Source organism: Pedobacter sp. SG908, assembly GCF_011759615.1.
Classification (GTDB): Bacteria; Bacteroidota; Bacteroidia; order Sphingobacteriales; family Sphingobacteriaceae; genus Pedobacter; species Pedobacter riviphilus.
The window spans coordinates 2,592,953-2,609,836 of sequence record NZ_JAAOYY010000001.1 but is presented as its reverse complement, the minus strand read 5'-3'; the positions used below and the strand labels follow the sequence as shown (position 1 = coordinate 2,609,836).

Genomic DNA, 16,884 nt, shown 5'->3' with positions numbered 1-16,884 from the left:
TCTGCATTCGGTTAACATGCTACGGTTGGTTTGTTAAAATAGATTAACTTTAGCAATCTAAATTTTTCTCTTATGTACATTTCTTCCGTGACCATTTCCGGTTTTAGGAATTTTTCTGGCACAAGGATTGATTTCCGTGAAGGAGTCAACGTGATCATTGGTCACAACAATGCTGGTAAAACCAATCTTTTAAAATCCATTTCACTAATTCTTGACGGCTCAGGTTCCAGAAAACTTGAAATAGATGATTTCCACAAAAATGTTGATCTAGCCGTACTTCAAGCTGATCCACCTAGGGTTCAGATTTCGCTTGAAATATCAGAAAGCGAAAAGGAAAATCTAGCAGGTGATGACCTAGTTACAGTGGCGAGCTGGCTCGTTAAGCTGGAAACTCCTTATCTGGCAAGATTAACTTATGAGTTTTTCCTTCCGCAAGGCGAGCATGACGAGTACCGTAAGCTCTTGTCTTCCGCAACGGATCTCAAAGATGCGTGGAATATGATTAAACACTCCTTTTTAAGGAAATATATCCACAAGATTTATGCAGGAAATGAGAATCTGAAAGTTGTAGCCGATGCAGATGGGATAGGAAAGTTTGACTACCAGTTCTTGAATGCGATAAGAGATGTCGAACGTGATATGTTTACCGGCAGGAATACCCTTTTAAGAGAGGTCGTTGATTTTTTTATTGATTATGAGATCAAAAATAATGGTAAGACCCCACAGGAGAAGATTGACGAAATCAAAGTTCAGAAAGAAAAATTTGCAAAGAACGCAAGTGAACTGTTAGGATTGCTGCAGGAAAGGATGAAGGAAGGGCAGGGACATATTCTAAAATATGCAAAAGATACCGGTGCATCTTTTAATGAAGCCGCTCCAGGCTTTGATGGGAGTATTTCAGAGGTAGAACTTTATTCGGCATTAAGACTGATTATCAGGTACGCAACTGGAATGGAAATACCCGCAACACACAATGGGCTAGGTTACAATAACCTTATTTTTATGTCTCTTTTACTTGCCAAGATGCAGGTAGATACTAATGGGGATTATCTGGGTAGTAATGCCAAAGTGTTTCCTGTACTTGTGATTGAAGAACCAGAGGCTCATCTGCACCCTGCAATGCAATATAAGTTTTTAAAATTCCTGAAGGAAAATGTTCAGAACAAGGCTAGGCAGGTATTTATTACGTCACATTCTACACACATTACCTCAGCAGTTTCACTGGATGAAATAATATGCTTGAGCGAGCATGAAAGTAAACTCAGTGTTGGATATCCAGGAAGGGTGTTTTCTAGTAGTCCTGAAGACCTCAAGTCAAAAGCTTTCGTACAGCGGTTCTTGGATGCAACAAGATCTGATATGTTATTTGCGAAAAATATCATCTTGGTGGAGGGATTAGCCGAACAGATGCTAATGTCGACCTTGACCAAGGTAGCTGGCAAATCCTTGGAGGATGGACACGTAGCAGTTATCAATATCGGTGGCAGATATTTTGATCATTTTCTCAAGCTTTTTGATTTTCCCAAAGCAGGTACAATCGCTAAGAGGGTGTCATGCGTTACCGATCGAGATCCGGAGCATCAAAAGCCAGGTGAGCGCTCAAAGGCATGTTATCCCTTTGAAACAAATTCGCAGCCAACTTATACCTACAAGGAAAAGTCGGGGGCCAATCTAGCACTGTTTGCAGCGCATTCTTCGATCCGGTTTTTTACCCAACATCACTTGAAGGGTAAAACTTTAGAATATGAACTCTTGGTATGTAATCCGATCTGTAAACAACTGCTCACAGAATCTACCAAAAACAGGGAGGAACTGGAAAAATTAATGGATGCCATTATCGCAGGGAAAGATTTAACACAGATTGAAAAGGACAGTATTTTGCGTGACACAGATGAAAATATTCGGATACTTGATGCTCTGAAGCTTTCTCCCGCTGGGTGGTCTGGGCCTGAGCTAACTCATTCATTAGTTGCCGCAAGATATCTGAATTCTGTAGGTAAAGGAGAAAATGCACTCGAACTGGCAATTGCGCTTGAAGAAAACCTTACAAGCACTTCGCCATTTGCGTTCACGGTACCGGGTTATATAAGGGACGCAATCGATTGGGTATGTCTGTAACTATTATCAACTCAGATAGCGTTTTAGATGATTTTGAAACGCACTTTAAGGTTTTTGCCGGGCCAGGTGCCGGCAAAACGAAATGGCTGGTTGAACAGATCAACAACGTACTCACCAATTCTAAAAGGTTGGACATTTCCAGGAAGATAGCCTGCATTACGTATACCAATGTCGCAGTAGATACCATCACCAAAAGACTCCGGGATGGGATACATCAGGTGGAGGTAACTACGATCCATGGCTTTCTATATAAGCATGTGCTAAAACCCTATGCCCATTTTTTACCGTCCGATTATCAGCTCAATGTCGCTGAACTTAAGGGACATGACGATAAGGTTTTAACTGGGTATGTTTTTTTGAAGGAATGGAAAGAAGTAACTAAGCAGGTCAGGATCAAAGATGATAAGGCAGTTGCTGCTGCATTTCATGCATTACGCTGGAAGTTCGATGATGCAGGTATATTGTTCCCTGGGACGAAATATCCCTACCAGGCTGACGGATACAGCATCAAGAATGCTTCCTACATGATATACAAAAAAATGGCCTGGTCAAGGGGAGTTGTCCATCACGATGATGTACTATATCTGTCCTTTGAACTCATAAGGCTTTTTCCATTTATTCTTGATGTATTGAGGGCCAAATTCCCATATTTCTTTATTGATGAATTTCAGGATATCAGTCCAATTCAATTGAAGCTGCTGAACAAGATTTTAGAAAAAGAAACCATTGTAGGCGTTGTTGGGGATAGTGCGCAATCCATTTACAGTTTTATGGGAGCTACTGCTGATCAATTGACAGCTTTTTTTCCCACTGGTTGCCGTGAATTTAAAATCGAGGATAATTGGAGAAGTACACAGAAGATCGTCGATCTGCTCAATCTGGTACGGACAGATCTTGTGCAAAAGGCAAACCGGGAGGTAGTGGGGGAAAAGCCGGTTATTATTGTCGGCGACAAAATAAGTTGCCTTAAAAAAGTGATCGAGATAACTGGTTCTATAGATATTTGCACTCTCTCCAGGGATAACCTGATGGTCAATGCTATAAGAAAGGGGATTTCTACTAATGTAGTCCGCAATGTTATATTGGAGATGTCAACTGGAGATTCCAGTTCTAAAAGGAGGAGGACAGTGCTTTGGTGTGCAAGGGCTGTAGAGTACGCCGAACAGGGATATTTCAAGGATGCACTAAAGGAAATAGAGAAGATTGATGATATCGAGGATGAACAGCTGGCTCCAAGGCGCAGTCTTGAGATTTTAAAGACGCTTTTGAATGGGAAGTCCCAATTTATCGGGGGAAATGTAATGGATCTTTTTGAGTTTATTAACACTTCATCGATTGCGGTTTTGCCTAAGCCAACAGGGTTGGCAATCAAGAATTTGTATAATACAGCATCTTACTCAGATCTTGCTGTTTGTATCAATGCAATTGATGAATCATTACCTTACAGGACGATTCATAAGTCCAAAGGGGATGAATTTGATTGCACCTTGCTGATGCTCTCTGAAGCTGAGGACGGGTCATTCGATGAAACGGAAGAGCTTGGGTTCTTGTTAAAACCAGACCTGGGTAATGAAGAAAACCGTATAAAATATGTTGCCATTAGCCGCGCGCAGAATCGCCTTTATATCAGGGTGCCCAGTCTTTCTGCTGCGAACACTGCTATGCTAACTGCTAAAGGTTTTGAGGTGTTGGTATATCCTTAACGTAGTTGTTCAACAAGTGATCATAATTGAAAAATGCCGATTTACCGGTTTTACAAGGTTATTTAATAAAAGATTTATATAGACCGGGGGGATTTTTTTTTGATATTTTTAAAAAATTAACGTTTTATTAATGAGAAGAAATTTTTGGTATTTGGCAGCAGGAGTAGCGCTGTTGTTTGTTTCGCTTTTTTTATTCACGCGCAAAGCCTGGTGGAGTAGCTGGGATTTTTCTGCAACAGGTCAGATTGGAGATACGATTGGCGGGATTACTGCACCTTTCTTTAGAAGATGAAAAAGTCTTGGTCGTGGCTGCTATTAAACAGCATATTGAGCAAAGATTGGCCTCATATGAAGTCACCTAATTCTATCCAGTTAAATTAAAATAATATCACAGGAGATAAAATGTATTGTTATTTAGTAGAGAATTCAAATAAACAAATAATAGCCCTCCTTGCTTGAGCCAATCTTTAGTATCAGAATGGAATACATCTATATTACTGTCACAGTAAACATCATACTTACATTATTTACAGTCTTTAAAATTTTCGGTAAGAGCTATCTGACTGAAAAAGGAAAAAATCTAGCAACGAAGCAGGATATAGCGGACATTACTTTCAAGATTGAAGGAGTTAAAGTTCTTTATAGTAAGGAAATCGAAAGTTTAAGAGCGTCACTTTTACAGGGCGTTAACAAGAAACACTTGTTTCTGCAAAAATCGACGGATCTACTTCTGAATTACTATGATAAAGTATTGATCTTGAATTTTGCAAAACTATCTAAATCCTTTGGAGACTTTATTTCAGAGGAAGACCAAAAGATGAGTGCTGTGGTTAAATACATTGGAGAAATCAACGATCTATTCGATCAATTGATGGTGGACTATCATAGGCTTTCAGTTTTTTTGGACGGAAAGAATGAACTTATGGTTTGCACATCGGAAATTATCACTAGTGTACTCAAAATTAAAAAGGTTTTTAACAATCATACTGGTGAACGCAAAATTGCCTTATTTAAAGAAATGGCTGCTTTTAAGAGTAAGAATTTTCAAGATTACGAGAAGGCAGTACATGAAAATAACGCGGTATCAGCCAAATACTATGAGGAACTTAAAAACCCTTACGAGGCTTTTCAAAAGCAAATATCTAGTTTCGTAGAAAAATTAACTCTTTATTTATCGTAATTATTCATTGATATTTTTTTGTTAAATGTAATTAGGTACTCTATTTATGAACGCTCAACCAATTGTCGGTATTGACCTGATAACAAGGGCCATTGTTCCGATCTCAAAGGTTACTCAAACTGGATTAAAATGTAACTGTGTTTGTTATAACTGTAGTGGAAGGCTCGAGGCTGTTCTAAATACGGTACGGAGAAAGCATTTTAGGCATAGTAACAGGGCAACCTGTAATCCTATGCCCGAGACGGAGCTGCACTTGCTCGCAAAGCAGATTATTTTAGATAATAACAGCATACAGGTTCCTTATAGAGGTATGCTTGATTATTGCGATCCCATCGCAGAGGTTGGCTATAATGAGTTGATTCCGGATGCAACGATTACCATTGGAGGGCGGCCTTTTTATATCGAAGTAGTTGTAACCAACCCAATTGATGTATTAAAATTTGCTAAATACAAAGCGGATCATGCGAGGGTAATGGTGATTGATCTTCAAGAAGAAGATAGGGATTTGGAATATGAAGCGCTAGCGGATATTGTACTTAAAAGAAGTTCCAATAAATATATGTTGGACTATGATGAGCATCATCGTATTGTTCCTGATAGTGAGGACGGTTCTGGATTAGGGTGGATTTTAGCAGGTATTGCTGCAGGCGTTTTGTTATTGTTGACGTTTGGAAAGAAAAAGTCTGTTAAGCGATACCAGCCTAAGAGAAGATATAGGTAAGGAGAAATAGTTACTTGACAATGTTTTATTTGTTGGGTTCTGAATAATCGTAAAGTTTAGTTTATACGCGGTACCGTAGGGCGATATTTTTTGCGATTGCTTGGATCAGTCCATGGTCATCCTCGATTGTCCGTTCAAGGGCATCCCATTCTTTGTTTTGGTTTTGCACTAAAGTCAGTTCTTCACCATGTAGACTGATCTTTATTTCCTTTGTTTCGTTATTGATGATTTTGGTGAGAACGGTATAGGTGTAATCTTTGTTCTCAAAGGTGATGCGCATGGGTAGACTCATTGATGCAAAGATAATGGATTGAATGCTTTGCCTGGAAATCTTTTATTCCACAAATTTTAATATTTGTTGCTGTTATTGAGGTAGGGGTCGCATTTCAGGTATAGGTAGTGTTCGTCCTCGTGCCAGCAAAAAGTAAAGCAGCATTTCCAAAGCCTGTTGTTCTCGATGACCGCGCCAGTGCAGAATCTTTGGTCAAAGCCTTGTCTTTTCAGTTCGGTTTTCTTTACCATGCTTTCTCCGAAATCTCCCGGTTTAAGGTCGTAATCCAGAAGGATCCTGTAATTGTTTTTTATTGCTTTTATAACATCCGGAAAAAGCTTGTTTTCTGCTGCACGTTTTACTGACCGGATACGGCTGTTGTAGTTGTTTTTGCAGTCTACGTTGCAGAAGATTTTTCCTGCTCTGCCGTGCAGTTCTTTTTCGCAGTAGCGGCAGTGTGGTTTTTCAGTTGGTGCTGCACTCTGGTTCATGGTCTTGTGCTTGTTTTTCAATGGTTTATAGTATCTAATATCGGATAATTTTTTCTGAAAACGGTTAGGGTGCTTTGGAAACGGTTATCTTTTTCTGGCAACTGTTATTCGTTTTTGTTATCAGATAAGTTGATTTTTTCTGCTGTAATGTTTTGAGGATTGGGGCAATTTTGGTCTGGAATTAAATTTTATAGGTGATGAAAAAACACAACATTTTGGTATCAGAAACTTTCTCCCGTGGGAAAAGGCGTTACTTTTTGGATTATAAGATTGCCAGTAACAGGAGTAATTACATCTGTTTTACAAGGAGCGATGCGCAAGAAGATGGCACTTACCACATGGAGCGCTTGCGGGTATTTCAAGAGGATTTTGAAATGCTGATCGGAAGCTTTTCTTCATTGATGACGATGGCCGCTCATTATGGGCAAGGCTACGATTCTGTTCAGGATATGCACCTTTTGAATCAGCAGAAGGAGGTGCGGGGGATTAAAGGAATGGAAGCGGAGCTGCGGCCACGGGAAAAAATGCTGGAGAATGGTCCGGCTGCAATGACCGATACGGAGCTGCTGGCCATGCTGATCGGTTCGGGGACTCCTAGTGAATCGGCAATTGACCTGGCTTACCGTATACTGGGCAGTGTAGAGGGAAACTTGCAGGAATTATCTGTTTTGGGTTTTCCTGGGCTTTGCCGTTTTGCGGGGATGGGGATCGCCAAATCGAGTTCGGTTATGGCGGCGATGGAACTGGGCAGGCGGTTGGGAAGGTATTAGATTTATTGTTTTCTGATTTTTGTTTGCCCTTGGTGTCGCGCCAGGGGCTTTTTTATTCTGTTTTTTTATGGGCTAAAAGGCCTGGGTTTTTGGTGAACGATAGGTAGGGGTGAATGAGGGTAGATGTGGGCGGTTAAGGTGCTTTTAACTGCACAAAATTTTGCTTCTACCTTTTTGAGCAAATTGGGGGTTCCGCTAAAAGTGGCCACTGGTTTACATCCATCGTGGCCATCTTTTTCGGACTATATTGGTCACTAGATTTCGCTTGAAAGTGGCTGCTCGGCTCATTTTAAGCGGTTTTAAGCTTCTGAAAAGCAGGGTTGGATCATTTGTCGTTTCGTCTAGAGAAACCGAGATGGAGATGTTCTAATAGCCTTAAAATCAAAAATTATATTCCTTATTCTGATGTGTTTTTAAAATTCGGCTGATTTGCTATAAATCGTGTCCAGGAGGGCTGTTTTTCTTGCAAAACCATCTCCCGTGGAGGATTGACAGATCAAATACAGGAAAGATAGATTGGAAAATGAAGGAAAGGAATCGGGGAAGATTGGATATATTTGGCTCAGTCTTTACGATTCCATCAAGACCGGATGGTAAAAAGGGTGGTGCACATTTTGGAACGAAAACTGGTGCACACTTTTAGCGAAAGCCCATCTTAAGCGCAGATGCCATATTTGTAATAATTTTTCTTTTCAGCAGCGCGCCTGCGTCATTAAAACATATTTTTTTTTCAGAAATCATCTGACAGATCTTTCGTATCTATCGATATATTATATCTATAGATCAAGCTTCGGAGGCAGTTCAGATTGCAAGCTTAAAGTTTTTTGATCGGCAATATGGTATTTAAAACCACAGTCCAGGATTTTTTTACTGGGCTGTGGTTTTATAATATGTGCTATTTACTGCTCACGCTTAGGGTAGCAGCTAAAACTATTGTACAAAGATTGTCAAACAGATACTATCTTAGTTAATTTCTTTTATCAATGAATGTAAATTGCTATCAAAAAAATCTTCAATCATGTATAAGTTGGTGTTTTCCATTCCTTTTCCATTCAGTATCCATAAGTGTTTCCCTTTGAAAAAAGCATTATCGGAATGACTACTGATATGAATGTCGTTTACAGAAAAGGAACCATATAGGGGCTTATGGTTAAACCAACCATAAGTTTCGATCTGGATGACATAGTTCTCAAGATGTATTTTTTTTATCATGCCGTTGATATACTTTTTCCTAAGGAATAGTGTGCTGTATACCAAGCTTGTTATAATGGCGCCCAATGGTAATAGCAATATAAAAATGAGCTTGACTGAGACCCCCACTATCAGAGTAAAGCAAACCAAACAGATTACAACCGCAACTGGAGCGGCGAAAAAAACACTTTGCGAAGTGTCTTTTTTCCATTTACTGTAAAAGAGATCACTTTTGCTGTTTGCCTCTAAAGTCCATTTGTTATTTTCTGTCATATACACCTCCGTTACTTAATACATCTGAGTAGGCACCTGTCTGAGCGCCTAGTGTAAGCGCTTTCATTGCCATCGGAACTGCTGGATCCAATAGTGCTGTCATTGTACCCGATGTTCCTCCCGTCAAAATTACGGTAAAAGCATCATTAACCAAAGTTCCGATTTTTTGTCCGTTGGTAGATCCGGTATAATTGTCGGCGACCGCGCCAATAACTCCGCCCAAATTCCCCGGCATTGACCTTGCCCATGTTTGTCCCCCAATAGCTGCCATCAATTTGACGGAAGCAGTACTTGCGCGGACTATTCCATCTGTGGCAAGAGCTAGTGAAACCGGTGTACTAAGGCCAGCTGAAAACCATTCAGTTCCCACAGCAGTAACGATTTCGGCTACTCCTCCGAGCAATCCAAGGGTGGCTTCTCCGACTCCCCTCCAGTCAGGTCCGCTCTGTTCAACGCTCTGATTAGATGAAATAGGTTGGGAATTATTGTTGATCATTATTGATGTGTATTCCCCTGAAACGCCGTTGCTTATAACCGAGTTCCCTTCGCCGTCGCTTTGAAAATATGAGCCTACCGTATAGAACATCATCCCGTCGGAAGCAGTGAAGCCGGAAATTCTTGCAGCTGCATAACCATCGCCCGAAGGCACGTAATGATAATCTGTACCCGCTGGGCTTTGGTTCCAAAAATAATTGGCCATTGCCCAGGGGTTCCCTCCGAATTGCCTGTTCACTAAATCATCGAATGTTTCACCGTAGCCACTTGAACTACTGCCAGAGCTGCCATCGTCAAAACCGCCGTCCCATCCTTTGAAATAATCATCTCCATAATCATATGGGTCTCTCCAATTGTAAGGGTCGGCCCCACTTGGGTCATTTAAATTAACCGGATTGTTAAAAGAATAATTATATGTACTCCAATCTGCATATTTGTCCGACATGGGGTCAATACTATTCATGCGAGCCAAAACAGGGTCATATTCCCGTGTTGGGGTACTGTAGGTGTTAGGGTCATCTCCGAAATCATCCTGAAGCTCGCTACCGTTATTATACAGGTTTTTATTTGCTAAGCTAGGTAGCGCAATCTGTATGGCCATTCCCTTCATTGAAAGGCCAAATGGGTAATAATGGTTTTCTTGTACCAGTTTTGTATACAATGTCCCGCCGATATCCACTGGTTCAAACGAAACCCTTACATTTCCTAAATTATCCTTGATAAAGTATTCATAAGTTAGATTTTGTCCTGATGCCCTGACTCTTCCCTCCGGCATAGAAAAATAGCTAAGGGCATTATTTTCGTAGACGAACCCGGAAATATAATCTGTTTTTTTGAACGGGGTCCCGCTTCCCGTCTGATAAACGGATTTTGAAATGCGGGTTCCATCGGAACTATATTGATATGTAATCTTTCTGCCGTCAGTGAATATAATTTGTTCGATCTTGTTTATCTCATTGTAGATCATCTGACTGATTCCTTTATTGTCGTCACGGTTCGTATTTCCGTTATCATCGAAAGCATATTCAACTGCATTGTCTGCTGAGTTTTTAAATCCCTCAGGGTTAGAGCTCAAGTCCTCGACCTTTTTTAATTGGTTGCCACCATCATTATAAGTGTAATGAAGATCATCAATTAGTGTAGACGTAGATGAGCCGTTGCTTAATGCATTGCGCTGTAGTGCCAATATGTTACCTGCCCGGTCATAGACTGCGGACTCATCATAGCCTCCCTGTTCGGCGGTCCATGATGCACCATCGTATGCCCTGTAACCTGCATTGCTCAGTCTGTCCATCTTGTCATAGGCTAACAGATAACTCCTTTCCCTAATTGCATTTCCGTTATGCGTACTTGTCGCAGCGGCCTGCACCTTCCATTTTACAGCGGTGATGTTCCCATTCCAATTCCGAGTGGCGCCAGGTAGGTCTGTGAGCCCAGCCTGTTCTGTATTGTAAATGAATTCCATTCCAAAAAGGTCGTCAGCCTCGTCATTGCTCGTCCCATCAGCCATTAATGAACTATTGTTAATGTTTGTTAGCCAACCACGGATGTTGTACCTAAAATCCACCGACTGTAAAAAACTACCATTGCCCTTGTCGTGTAGTTTTTTGTCGACTAATTGTCCAATTTCATTATATTCGTATTTGACCAGTAACTGATCTTGGGCAGCCGAATTATTATTCTGGTAACATTCAAGCATTCTTCCTATGTGATCATAAACAAATCTGTTTACAACATTTGTTTCCCTCCCTAGCCCTGCATTGTGCGCCACTTTGGTGACTGCTAAAGTATTATTGAAATTATATACAGCTGTTGTCAGATTATTGACGTCCAAGGATAGGTGATTGTTGTTCCTAAGCTGGATCCTTTTGCCTTCTTTATTATAGAAGGAAACGGCTATGAGCCAGTCTGAGGTTCCCAGTAATACATTTTTTGTGCCTGTAAGTTGGCCAAACCCGCTTCCTGTGATATTTAGTGTTTCTTCGTTTGGCAGGCCTTGAGGAATGTAGTTGTAATCTGCACTACCGTCGTTGTCAAAATCATAGTCATCATAGTAGTATACTGACCGGATTTCTATTCCTGAACTGGGGAAAGTCTGGTTCGTATAGCCATGGATTGTATTTGATACCCTTTCCTCATAGCTAAGTTGGGGCGAGGTGGCATAATTCATTTGGTCAAGGTAATTCTGAAGTTTCTCTCGGGGGCTGTCTCCTGGGCTCAGAGGATCCTGATAATTATAAATACCACGCATTATGATTCTGTTTCCGACGTCATATTTATTATAGAACCACTTGTTCTGTGCCCTTAGGTTTCCATCCTGTATGAATACTGGACGGTCGAATTTGTCATAACATATATACACAGCTGCAGCGTCAGGTGTTTTCTTGGTAACCATCCGTCCGAGTTTGTCATAGGTATAACTGAATAGATTGCCGTTTATAAAATTCTGGTCCCAGCTTACCGCATTTGCTGCGAGCTTTGCAGCTGCCTTTGGCGGAATCTGATAAATGATTTTGTCGTAATCATCATATATGTAATAGGTGTCGAGATAGGGAACCTGCTCGGCCTGTCCGTTTTCAATTATGCTGGCGTCAAGCTGCTTTCTTTTTAAAAGAAGTCTTCCGCTTTTGTCCGAAAAATAAAGTGTTTCATGATTGTTTTCGTCTATTGTCTTTGTTTTAGAGAGCAGGGATGCTGAAAATTCACCCTGTATTCCGGATTGACTATAGATTTTGACGTGATCTTCCGCCGTGTTGGCAGAAAATCCCTGTCTTATCGTATGCCCGCTCGCCAGTTGCCAATCATCTCCGGGATTTCCCTGCTCTAATAATTTAGCTGCGGGGGATTCATCGTATCTGGAAATGGAGTATGGGGAATTGCTGTCTGCGATTTTATCGTTTGGGTTCTGATAAAATGCAGCCTGTTCGGTAAACTGTGCTTCATGGTAAACTCCGGTCTGTGTTGTGGCGGTATATGGAAGGTAATTCTTTGATTTCTTTCCGTAATTGTCATATTGTATTGGTTGGACCATATCATGACCGGAAGGACTTGATCCTACTGTTATCAGCTGTATGGGTCTGGCAAAACCATCTTGATACTCATATGTGATGAATTTGTCAGCAGAGGGACTTAGTTCAACATCGGTCTGCGTCTTTTTTCCTTCCTTAAGGAGGACTGTCGTTTTTACAAAGTTCCTTTGCACCTGCGCTTTTGCGTCTAAGCCAATAAGGCCGGCTGCCAGATTTAACAATGTGATATATATATACTTCATATAAAGGTTCTATATTTTAAGAGGTTGATAGAGGACGTAATTTATTGACCATTCAAGCAATCTGTATTGTAGTAATCGATCCGTATTGATTCGGTTAGGGTTTCCTGCTGTCCATTGCTCGCTCTGCACATTACATAATAACCATAAGGATATCTGATGGTGATGTAGTTATCGTTTATTCCACCGCCAGCAATTTTCTGGATTGCTGGGTTAGTATTGTTGAACGGAGGAAAAGTCCAGTTATAGACGACAGGCCCATTTGAACTTCCGCTTTTGATAGTGGCTGTGAAAGTCTTGGTAATGGTACCATTTTGATAGTCGCACCAAGTCAGTTCCCTCGCGCCATTAGTATTCAGTTCAATTGTTAGTGGGATTTTGATTGCTTCTAAAGTTGTCTCTGCTGTTTTTGTGCCTGAGATCGGATGGGAAACGACATGTTTAATAGTGTAGTTTCCAATAGCATTGAAAGTATAGTCCAGGCCAGGACCATTGCCCTGATAAATATCATTCACGTACCAGCTATGTGTCAACTCAGAGACGCAGGTATTCTGCTGTTTAAAATAATAAGTGTCTCCAACATTTGCTTTTCCGGGAGTGGTTTTTTGGTAACCCTCGATGTTAGATGTTACTTGTTGAGTGAAATCGGCACTAAATTCAACCGGGAAATCGTTGTTGATCTTATACTGGATATGTTTCACAATGTTCCTGTCCCCATCCTTTACGAATTTTAGTCTTCCAAGATCATCGTAGTCATAAGAAACCATATTACCTCTGCTGTCGATTTCAGCAGATTTCCCAAATGGGATCTGATAAGTATAGGCCGTCAGTGTGGCAGCGGCAGGGTAAAATGCAAGGTCATCAATGATAAGATCACAGCGTGGCCTGATGGTAATGGTAAAAGTGCTGTTCAGTGATGAGACATCTAGCATTTTCTCGTAAAACTTCCATTCAGTAAGCGAAGGATTGGTTGTTATCGATGCGCTAACAGTATGGTTGCCATCGCTTAACTCAATGTCAACCTGTCCGTTTGCAAATTCCATGGTCTTTCCGTGGTAGGTTAAGCGATAGAATTTGCCTCTCCCTTTGTGGACTGTTTTTTTTATCCAGTAACTATAGTTAAGGTATTGTGCTTTGTTCCCTGAATAGTAATCATTGGTGCTGATGTTTTCGTAATCTTCTACTTCAAACGATTGTTCAGTACTGACTTCAAAATCTGAAAAAGCGACTTCATCAGCTTTTGCATTTACGATTTCGGCGATCAAATATTTCTTGTTGTACCCAAACAGAAAAGCTTTCTGATTTTTTTTTCCATCGCTGAAATTGATGAGGTTCGCTTTGTCGTCATATGTTTCAAACTTTCCTGTAGAAAGATATTGGGGGTCTGAAATAAACTGCTGGACTCCTCCTACAGGTGAAAGGACAGCTGTGGAGAATCCTCCATCAAGCTTTGGTAAGGATAGTATTTCTGCTTTTAGCCCGACTACGGAGCCCACAGTCTTATATTTGGTCAAGGTTGATCCTAGGATGCGTTTTACTCCATTTCTTGTTATCCATGAAGCGTCCTCAACAATTGGCGTCAAGATATGGGCATCATTCATGTTTTTTAGGGCAAGAGATGTCTCATCGGGAAATGCTGCATCCATACTGAAATCCTTTGCGTAAGAAAACGTTCTTTCGAGGGTCTCACCGGTGCTGTTTTGGCTTAAAATACGTGTAAGGAACTTGTGCTTTGTGCTTTCATAGAAACTTGAAACAGATTTCTCAACTTTAATCGCTGGATTTGAAGGATCAAAGTCTGTCGAAGTTTCTTTCTTAAGCACGCGTTTAACATCAGCTAGGATATTATATTCACCAACCAGATAACTATTGAACATATTGTCGAACTTGAAGGCTTTAATCATTGCAGCGCCGGGTGTGATACGCTGATATTCATAGTCTGTACGCTTTACTAAAATTCCATCTCCATTAAAATCATATTTATGCTTTAAAAGACCATCTTGCTGATCCGTATTTGTATTTTTGACATATGGGTAACTGTAAGGCTTTGACGAAAGGAAGGTTCCTTCAGGGCATATTCCGTCAATATTTGACCGGATTGGTTTGATCAATGTTGCGTTCCAATCGCCTGATGTTAGGGCAGGGAATGCCGGAGGCATCTCGTATTCAAAGACCGTGCTTTTTTTTCCGGCAACCTTAAGGGTCACTCTTTGATATCTAAGTTCTGCATTCTCGTTGAGATTAAATTTTGATACTAATAGAGCGTTAGCGTCGACGGCGAACTGATATGGCGAAGTAACAACGCCGCTTGATGATCCATTTTCGTTTAGATACTCGATCTCTTTTACCATGTTATTGTTTTCGTCTAATGCGTCATGACTTACAATCTTTCTTATCCTAATTCCTGGACCGTAAGTATCCTGGGCAAGAAAATGCGTGTTGTCCGACTGACTGTAATATTGGTTTGGCTCATATTCAAAGGTCACATATCCACCCGGAGGATATACAATTTTTGATAATGATCCATCTGTAATCGTTAAGGGCAGGATTTCACGGCTGTTTGGTATATTTGGTTCTGTTGGTAATCTATAGGTAATATCTCCTGTAACAATAGAATTGTACAAACTGAAATGTATCTGACCTCCTGGATCTGCTCCATACCACATGCTTGGAGCCCGAACATCAACTAGGCCTGGTTCTGTGTTGTTGGAATATCCAAAATAATCCTGTGCATTGCTTGATCCTTCATTAAGATTTGTCGTTGAGTTGTCAATGCCGAAATAGTTGAAGGTATAAGGCGGGAATTTATAGCAGGTTGTTCCTTCCTGTACTGATTTTAAAAAAGACCTTCTGACTTTATTTAGCGGATCTTTTACGGTATAATAGGATAGATCAAAGTTCTTAAGTACCTGCAACTGGTTTTCAACGGAATCAGAAACAGTAATCTTGGTATAGGCCTCCTCTAATCTATTGAGGTCAATCCCTGGTTGCTGGTTTTTGAAAATAAAAAAATCCGCACGGCTGCCGGTAGAAGCTGATACGCTTTTGATACGCAGCTCCTGTTCTTTTGATAGTTTGAGATAAAATCTTTTCACTGTAGAAACTGCATCAACTAACGCGACAGGGCTGACGTCTGGGGAGGCAATTTCCGCGGCTCCGGTAGTATAGTTATATGTTGTCAGTGGTTTAGGTTCATAATAGTCTATTTTGATGTCTCCTCCTTGGGGAGAGAGAACTTCTGTAAGCGCCCAATACATTGTATAAGTTACACCAGCACCTGCCATAATGTCCCCAGGCAGAGATTTGTATAGATCATAATTCCTCCTAAATATGGTGATATTGTTTTCGTCTTGATTTTCCTGCATCATTTCTGTCCTTACAATGGTCATTGCCCGTTTGCTGAACACATACTTTATGCCTTCAGGTGAAAGGATCTCAAAACTGGCGATAGCCCCGTCGGCCGCAAAAGTAGGTTTGACCGTAATATCTTGGTATGGAACAGTTCTGATCGTCCTGTTATTGTCGAATACAAATTTTCCGGATAGCCCAGGCAACATTATCTCAAATTCATCCGGTTCAGTGTCTTTATAACGGAAGCCCGTATTGCTGTCAAGGTTGGTCCAGTCTGGCCCTTCATCACACGTAGATAGCGCATTATCTGCACTGAAGAGGTAGTTTTCTATGCTTTTTGAGGTGTTATTGGTAAGCCATCCCGCTTTTTGCATACTTGAATAATCATCCGGAAGACCATTGACTTTCCTTGATATTCTCCCTCCCGCCAGAAGAGACCAGTTTATTCCGACCAGATCACCTCCTGATTCAGTTGAAGCCAGTTTGACCCCAGTTGAAGTGTAGGAAAGCGAAATGGGGATACTGATCCCCCGGTCTTTGATCTCGTAAAGGGGAACAGCAACCATTGCTGTTCCCCTTTGGTAATCTATAGGTATATCAGCTTGACTGTAACAATTGAATGATAGTAGATAAAGGGCACAGAATGCCAAAAACTGAACGAATCGTTTCATCATAAAATTTATGTATTTGGATAGAAGTTGGATTTAAGAAAAGAAAAAAGTTGTCAGACCCTGAACGATAAGAATTACTTAACTCATGCTTTTTGATATGGGCAAGATAACTTTCGAAAGGTAAGGAAACGGATGTGACTGTAGATTGTAATATTTTTGAGAGTGCATATTTGGTTGAATTTTTTAGATTGCAAAGTTTAGAATTGGAGGCTGTATAGTAAAGATTTTTACACAAACCTGCTATATTTTATGACAAAACCGTTGTTATGACGTTTTTAAGATTATTTATTGTCTTGTCTCGCTATAGCTGGTCATGTGTATTTCAGTAAAAATGATCCCTGTTTCCGGCCAAACTGGCCACCAATTTGATTGCCGGATGTG

The 16,884-nt window shown here is 40.7% G+C and carries 11 protein-coding genes; 6 read left to right on the top strand and 5 right to left on the bottom strand.

Translation table 11 applies throughout. From position 1 onward, the window contains the following. The first annotated feature begins 72 nt into the window (after positions 1-72). The 5 genes from FHT21_RS10650 (at position 73) to FHT21_RS10630 (ending at position 5,722) form a co-directional block, all read left to right on the top strand. Positions 73-2,118 (top strand): AAA family ATPase, encoded by a 2,046-nt coding sequence (locus tag FHT21_RS10650; RefSeq protein ID WP_167294646.1) that lies wholly within the window; start codon positions 73-75, stop codon positions 2,116-2,118. Beyond that, complete coding sequence (locus tag FHT21_RS10645) at positions 2,109-3,821, top strand: ATP-dependent helicase (RefSeq protein ID WP_167294645.1); 1,713 nt, start codon at positions 2,109-2,111, stop codon at positions 3,819-3,821. Before FHT21_RS10650 ends, FHT21_RS10645 begins: the two co-directional genes overlap by 10 nt. A gap of 130 nt (positions 3,822-3,951) precedes the next feature. After that, complete coding sequence (locus FHT21_RS10640) at positions 3,952-4,113, top strand: hypothetical protein (protein WP_167294644.1); 162 nt, start codon at positions 3,952-3,954, stop codon at positions 4,111-4,113. A 186-nt stretch (positions 4,114-4,299) separates the two neighbouring features. Beyond that, positions 4,300-5,001: a hypothetical protein gene (locus FHT21_RS10635; RefSeq protein ID WP_167294643.1), complete on the top strand. Its 702-nt coding sequence runs from the start codon at positions 4,300-4,302 to the stop codon at positions 4,999-5,001. A gap of 232 nt (positions 5,002-5,233) precedes the next feature. After that, positions 5,234-5,722: a hypothetical protein gene (locus FHT21_RS10630; protein WP_167294642.1), complete on the top strand. Its 489-nt coding sequence runs from the start codon at positions 5,234-5,236 to the stop codon at positions 5,720-5,722. Between the two features lie 61 nt (positions 5,723-5,783). On the opposite strand, the gene FHT21_RS10625 is transcribed toward FHT21_RS10630, so the two are convergent. Beyond that, positions 5,784-6,014, bottom strand: a complete 231-nt coding sequence (locus FHT21_RS10625; protein ID WP_167294641.1) for a hypothetical protein — start codon at positions 6,012-6,014, stop codon at positions 5,784-5,786. Positions 6,015-6,070: 56 nt separating this feature from the next. Then, positions 6,071-6,484 (bottom strand): hypothetical protein, encoded by a 414-nt coding sequence (locus FHT21_RS10620; RefSeq protein WP_167294640.1) that lies wholly within the window; start codon positions 6,482-6,484, stop codon positions 6,071-6,073. Between the two features lie 197 nt (positions 6,485-6,681). On the opposite strand from FHT21_RS10620, the gene FHT21_RS10615 reads away from it, so the two are divergent. Beyond that, on the top strand, positions 6,682-7,254 hold the full coding sequence (locus tag FHT21_RS10615; RefSeq protein WP_167294639.1) for a UPF0758 domain-containing protein: 573 nt from the start codon (positions 6,682-6,684) through the stop codon (positions 7,252-7,254). Positions 7,255-8,217: 963 nt separating this feature from the next. Here the strand turns inward: FHT21_RS10615 and FHT21_RS10610 are convergent. The 3 genes from FHT21_RS10610 to FHT21_RS10600 all read right to left on the bottom strand — a co-directional run bounded on the left by FHT21_RS10610 (position 8,218) and on the right by FHT21_RS10600 (position 16,506). Beyond that, entirely contained in the window at positions 8,218-8,466 is a 249-nt protein-coding gene (locus FHT21_RS10610) for a hypothetical protein (protein WP_167294638.1), read from the bottom strand. 238 nt (positions 8,467-8,704) lie between these two features. Further along, positions 8,705-12,484, bottom strand: coding sequence for a DUF6443 domain-containing protein (locus FHT21_RS10605; protein WP_167294637.1), 3,780 nt, complete (start codon positions 12,482-12,484; stop codon positions 8,705-8,707). 41 nt (positions 12,485-12,525) lie between these two features. Beyond that, positions 12,526-16,506: a hypothetical protein gene (locus tag FHT21_RS10600; protein WP_167294636.1), complete on the bottom strand. Its 3,981-nt coding sequence runs from the start codon at positions 16,504-16,506 to the stop codon at positions 12,526-12,528. Positions 16,507-16,884 lie beyond the last annotated feature (378 nt).

Coding starts and splice junctions, on each gene's coding strand:
- FHT21_RS10650 (WP_167294646.1), top strand. CDS start 73: ATGTACATTTCTTCCGTGACCATTTCCGGTTTTAGGAATTTTTCTGGC.
- FHT21_RS10645 (WP_167294645.1), top strand. CDS start 2,109: ATGTCTGTAACTATTATCAACTCAGATAGCGTTTTAGATGATTTTGAA.
- FHT21_RS10640 (WP_167294644.1), top strand. CDS start 3,952: ATGAGAAGAAATTTTTGGTATTTGGCAGCAGGAGTAGCGCTGTTGTTT.
- FHT21_RS10635 (WP_167294643.1), top strand. CDS start 4,300: ATGGAATACATCTATATTACTGTCACAGTAAACATCATACTTACATTA.
- FHT21_RS10630 (WP_167294642.1), top strand. CDS start 5,234: ATGCCCGAGACGGAGCTGCACTTGCTCGCAAAGCAGATTATTTTAGAT.
- FHT21_RS10625 (WP_167294641.1), bottom strand. CDS start 6,014: ATGAGTCTACCCATGCGCATCACCTTTGAGAACAAAGATTACACCTAT.
- FHT21_RS10620 (WP_167294640.1), bottom strand. CDS start 6,484: ATGAACCAGAGTGCAGCACCAACTGAAAAACCACACTGCCGCTACTGC.
- FHT21_RS10615 (WP_167294639.1), top strand. CDS start 6,682: ATGAAAAAACACAACATTTTGGTATCAGAAACTTTCTCCCGTGGGAAA.
- FHT21_RS10610 (WP_167294638.1), bottom strand. CDS start 8,466: ATGATAAAAAAAATACATCTTGAGAACTATGTCATCCAGATCGAAACT.
- FHT21_RS10605 (WP_167294637.1), bottom strand. CDS start 12,484: ATGAAGTATATATATATCACATTGTTAAATCTGGCAGCCGGCCTTATT.
- FHT21_RS10600 (WP_167294636.1), bottom strand. CDS start 16,506: ATGATGAAACGATTCGTTCAGTTTTTGGCATTCTGTGCCCTTTATCTA.